The following is a 1,214-nucleotide window of genomic DNA, read 5'->3' on the forward strand; positions in this document are numbered from 1 at the left end:
CGAATCAAGTGTGGTGGACAGCGGCACGCCGCCTTGCGTGGGCACGCGCGCAGCAGTCGGTTTGAAGCCGGTGAGCCCGCAGAGCGCGGCAGGGATGCGGATGGAGCCGCCGGTGTCGGTGCCGAGCGCGATGGCCGCCATTCCGTCCGCCACCGATGCCGCCGCGCCCGACGACGAGCCGCCTGCAATCCGCTCGTCACCCGCCACATCCCTTCGATACGGCGAGTGCGGCGTTCCGTAATGCGGGTTCAGCCCGAGCCCGGAGAACGCGAATTCGCTCATGTTGGTGCGCCCGATGATCACGCCGCCCGCCCGCCGCAGCCTTGCAACGGCGACGGCGTCGGCCTTGGCCGGCAGTGCGTCGGCCAGTACACGGGAGCCCGCGCGTGTCACCTGGCCTTCGATATCGAAGAGATCTTTGATCGACACAGGAATGCCCGCCAGCGGCGAGAGCACGGTACCCGCACGGCGCAATGCGTCGTGGGCATCGGCGGCGGCGCGGGCGCGTTCTGCGTCGACATGCAGGAAGGAAACCGATCCCTGTCCCGAAGGATCTGCAATGCGCTCGAGCGCCTGCTCCACCAACTTGCGGCTGGTGGTTTTGCCGTCGCGCAGAGCGGCGGAGAGTTGCGCGAGCGGAGCGAACTGAGGCGAAGTGATGGGCATGATGTCGAGATAACCAGTGGCGTGACGGGCTACAAAAGCGGGCAAGAGGGCGCGGACAGCAACGACTGCGGATGAGGCGCAATAAGCGGCCGTTCGCGCAATGGCGTCGCGGACCCACCGTGCTGACGCCCTCGATGTAATGCCTTATGACACTTGCGACACTTGCCCAAAAGTGGCTGTCATTCTAAGCCAGCCCAGTAATAAATACTCGACTTGGGCGCGCTGCGCGCTCGATAAACCGGGCCCCTCGGCCATTCGGCTGATAGCGCCGTGATCGCTTCCTCCCTAAGCTTGGACAGTCCCTGCGGGTTATGTTTTGCGGCGGAAAACAACGATCTTACGAAAAACCCAAGCGTTTGGGTTTTCGACCTGACAACGATCGAGATCACGGCGTCGGGCATGGGTCTGTATTTTCCCGCCGTCGACGCCGATATTCTCGTGGCTCCGCTACTCGCCGGCGTCCTGGGAACGCGGTCGTTCATGGCTCAGCGGCTGGGTCGGGCGGGGGGGCCAGCCGCAGCGCTTCCAAAGCGGCCGCGGCGCGCGCG

1 protein-coding gene is annotated in these 1,214 nt (G+C 65.2%); it reads right to left on the reverse strand.

Features of this window, described 5'->3' with window-relative positions; all coding sequences use genetic code 11:
• The coding region (locus tag EOS_RS42665; RefSeq protein ID WP_047898284.1) for an amidase family protein at positions 1-666 on the reverse strand (666 nt) is incomplete at its 3' end.
• Positions 667-1,214 lie beyond the last annotated feature (548 nt).

The organism is Caballeronia mineralivorans PML1(12) (assembly GCF_001028175.1).
Classification (GTDB): Bacteria; Pseudomonadota; Gammaproteobacteria; order Burkholderiales; family Burkholderiaceae; genus Caballeronia; species Caballeronia mineralivorans.